Annotated in this window: 3 protein-coding genes and 1 pseudogene; 2 read left to right on the top strand and 2 right to left on the bottom strand. The window is 37.7% G+C overall.

All coding sequences use genetic code 11. The features are described from left to right. Positions 1–117, top strand: a 117-nt coding sequence (locus HC723_RS16520) for an IS3 family transposase (RefSeq protein ID WP_190338159.1), incomplete at its 5' end; no start/stop codon positions are given. 999 nt (positions 118–1,116) lie between these two features. Here HC723_RS16520 and HC723_RS16515 read toward each other — a convergent pair. After that, positions 1,117–1,293 (bottom strand): annotated as a pseudogene (locus HC723_RS16515) (recombinase family protein); the annotation flags it as partial. Between the two features lie 529 nt (positions 1,294–1,822). Beyond that, positions 1,823–2,890 (bottom strand): replication initiation protein, encoded by a 1,068-nt coding sequence (locus HC723_RS16510; protein ID WP_190339864.1) that lies wholly within the window; start codon positions 2,888–2,890, stop codon positions 1,823–1,825. A gap of 377 nt (positions 2,891–3,267) precedes the next feature. Here HC723_RS16510 and HC723_RS16505 point away from each other — a divergent pair, with 377 nt between their 5' ends. Continuing rightward, complete coding sequence (locus HC723_RS16505; protein ID WP_190339863.1) at positions 3,268–3,783, top strand: RRXRR domain-containing protein; 516 nt, start codon at positions 3,268–3,270, stop codon at positions 3,781–3,783. The last annotated feature ends 59 nt before the right edge of the window (positions 3,784–3,842 follow it).

Below are 3,842 nucleotides of genomic sequence, written 5' to 3'. Positions count from 1 at the left end.
GAAGATGTTGAAGAATATATCCGGTATTACAACCATGAAAGGTTGCATACTACGCTTGGTGATTTAACGCCAATCGACTATGAAAAATTACAAAGTCAGGTGTCCTATTGGGCTTGACCAGAATACTTCGCCATTTTTCGTTTAAGTTTTCGATTCAATTTTATTTGTTCTATTTTTTTCATGACAAGTTCTCATTTGCCTAAAGCTTAATAGACAGAATTTTCCCGTGTTTGCATTCCGTTTATGTTGCTACCACTCATTATGAAACTCAACTAGTATCAACCTGTTGTGTGAATCGAAAAAGAAATTCGGGATAGAACTACGAAAAGTGTCCGTATAACCCCTCAAAACACGGATTAGATTAATTTGGTCTATTGCAATGCTCGCTAAACGGTCAGTTCGTTGAGCCTAAGAAACTTCGGGGCATTTTAGAGCTAGGAAGAGCCAGCACAACTAGTTCCGGCTCTGCATTGGAGATCAAGTTACTGTGATAAGTAACCTTTTCCTCATTTTGAGGATTTACTAGGTTTTAACCCTGGAGTATTTCCTGGAGTTTTTTTATTGTCACGTCGACGTTGATCTGGCTTTCCTGTCGATTTAGCGATTGGTTTTGGACCCGGTTTCAAACCCATGACTATATCCTTAATTTTATCGAGGTTATTCCTCATTCACGATCTGTGGGCAACATCGGGACCTTTCAAGGTATGAACAAAAAACAAACAAAAATAATGTAAGTTTTAATTGCTGAAACACATTTTTGGGCAAAACCTTCTCAGAACGAAAGGCAGACGACGACAAAAAGAATAAACAAGAAGGGTACACAATGTCGCATTTATTTGTTTTAAGTCGCAATAAATGACAAAAATTGACACCAATAAAGTAATCCAAATTGTGCGTGCAAAACGTTGAATGATCGTCAAATAGCTCTTCAATTCTTGCAAAATCACTCGCATTAGATAGCTCAAAATAGTACTTTTTCCTATTTTGCTGATTCCGTTCTGGCGGGGAAATGGCCGATCGGAATGCTCCGAAATATGCAGGGTGAGATGGTGTCCATACCATTGCTTACGATGATTTCCTTAACGAGCTCTGCTTTACGCTTTGAACGTCTTGCCCCATTCCATCAATAAGTTTATCGAGTTGCCTTTCACGCCACTTCTTTTTACCGGTAATTATATCTTCGATAAAAACCAGATTCACGATCCCAACTCGGTTCGAGTATTCATAAATTCCATGTTTTTGGTTGGCTACATCCTGGCTATCGGTGGATACTCTTAAGTAGGCATAGTTCATGGCAATTCCTTGTGAGTGAGTTAATACACAATTAAAGTAGCAAATGAATCTTATGCTTCGTCTTTAAAAAGAGAAAAAATCAACGTTGTGATGATGTGGGCAAGTGCGTCAATCGAAGATTGTCCACTTATCCACATCAACTATAAGATCTATATTTAACTATATGATCTATTTAAACTATAAAAAGTATAAGATCTATAGGGTTGGTAACTGGTTGAAAACATAGGTAAATATCAATGTTTATGATCATATATTAGGTGTGAAAATAACATAATATAGGTGTTTATGATCACATATTAGGTGTTTATGATCTTATTTTAGGTGTTCTAATAACATAATTTAGGTATTAATGATCCTTTATTAGGTAAAGAGATAACATAATTTAGGTATCAAGCCTCTTTTTTATATGTGTCTAACTAAAAAATCCCATATTTATGTGTTGGACACCTAAATTGTGTTACTTGTCGTAGGATCTTGCTTAGAAAGAACAGATTTAAGGTGGTAATACCTAAAATCTGTTACCTACCTCTCAATATTCAGGATCATCATTAATTTCAATTAAGGTGTCTATTTTTTCTAACATCGAGTCAATTTCGACGGTTTCAGGTATTGGTTCTGGCGTACTATGTCGTTTGGCAAGGCTTTGATCTATTTTATCCGCTTGTTCTTCTCGACCAATATAACGATAAGCCGTAGAAAGCTTAAACAACTCTTCCTCTGACAACCGTTCTTTGTTCTGCAAGCGTTTCATTTCTAAATTTTGAATCGTTAACTTAGCATCGTGCATGTTTAACTCTTCAATATTACCTTGTTTTAACCAACGAAATAAAAATTTGATCTCAACGATGGTGTTGCCTTTTTTTAGTAACTCAAAGCCTTTATCGCCTTTGTTGCTCTCTAAGAATAATAATTCTTTTTTTATGGTGGGATGACATGTCAATTCATCAATACTGTCACGAATACAGCGCTTCATAAATACGCTGTTATTTTTGAATGAGCTTTTGTCCTTCTTGAGTTTTCCTGCTTCATCGAGTAAACCAAAGATACCTTTTAACTCTTTGATTTTTTGAGGGTGCATGTCGAAACCTTGATCTTTGAACCGACTTAATAATTCATATAATCGCTTTGAATATTCTTTTTTTAGGTTCAAAAAATTGCGGGTGTTGATTAAGGCGAAACCTTGATTGTATTCAATATACTCTGTTTTTAGCATGTCATTTGGCACCATTGTTAATGTGCCATTTTTGTATTTTATGTGCTTAAACAAAGGACGATAATCAAATTCTACATCACCATTTCCAGTCTCAATTTTGATACCAATTTTATGACTGGCTAAACGATTAGCGACGGGATTTAAATTACTGCCGATATGTTTAGAGTTGATCCCTAACCACTCAGAAAGCTGAGTGGAGGTGAATTCATAATGAGGTGTGTTTGTTTCCCAATCCGTTACCTTCATGCTTGCGATCATTAATGCGAACAGATCGGCTTCTCGCGCGGATAGATCCTGACGACTAAACACTAACTGATGACCTTTTTTAATGTGCTTAGGCAGTTTGTCGTTTACAACAGGATAGTAGAATTTTTGATCATCCATATTCATTCACTAAGTAACATAATTTAGGTAATAATAACACAATCTAGGTTTTTGTACCTAGATTGTGTTATTTGCTCAGATTCAGGATCCTAAGCTTCACATCCATGTCAATTACGCCGCCCCTAAAGGAGCGGGCTTGTAAAAGCCAAGTTGACCAGATCACTCACTGAGGATTATATGTGAGTTAAACGATATTTTGGATATAGACACCTTCGGATGCCACCTCAGTCCGTTGCTCTGTCGAGGCACTGTAACCAGCCCTAAAGCGTTATGGGCAGTCAACCTCATCTAAAGCCTTTATATCTGATCGAGAGGAAGTCGGATTCTGTATGTGCCTCATGCATATAGATACACATAACTCGAAGGAGAAACACGCTATGTTCGTGTTTGTACTAAACAAAAATGGTGAGCCATTAATGCCATGTAAACCACAAAAAGCGAGAGTTTTACTCAAGCGTGGTGACGAAAAAGTTGTTAAAAGAACACCCTTTACCGTCAAGCTGATTGGCGGTAGTTCAGGCTACAAGCAAACCCTTGTTGCTGGAATGGACACGGGTAGCAAGACCCTTGGTTGCGCCGTTGTTGGGCTTAGTAAAGTAATCTATCAAAGCCAAGTGGCGTTACGACAGGATGTATCCAAGAAGATGGAACAACGCGCTATGTACCGTCGTACTCGACGTGGGCGTAAGTGTCGCTACCGTCCTGCTCGTTGGTCTAATCGAGCTTCAATGCGAGCTACTGGACGCCTAGCGCCTAGTGTCAAGTCAAAGTTAGACTCACATTTACGTGAGCGTAATTTCGTAGAATCTATCTTACCAATCAGTGAGGGCTTTGTTGCATCGCTCGATAAACAATCAATTAGGCAATACTGTCAGGGTCGGTTATTATTTTAATCGACCTTTCATATCAGAATAATTAACAAATGCCTTACAAATACAACCAAACTAAACAG

Origin of the sequence: Vibrio sp. S11_S32, from assembly GCF_014694465.1 — a bacterium.
GTDB classification, from domain to species: domain Bacteria; phylum Pseudomonadota; class Gammaproteobacteria; order Enterobacterales; family Vibrionaceae; genus Vibrio; species Vibrio algicola.
Note: the sequence above shows the minus strand (reverse complement) of the source record. Positions and strands in the feature narration are given on the sequence as shown.

What these genes read in the sequence shown, in the direction of transcription:
- HC723_RS16510 (WP_190339864.1), bottom strand. Translation starts at nt 2,890, where the DNA reads ATGGATGATCAAAAATTCTACTATCCTGTTGTAAACGACAAACTGCCT.
- HC723_RS16505 (WP_190339863.1), top strand. Translation starts at nt 3,268, where the DNA reads ATGTTCGTGTTTGTACTAAACAAAAATGGTGAGCCATTAATGCCATGT.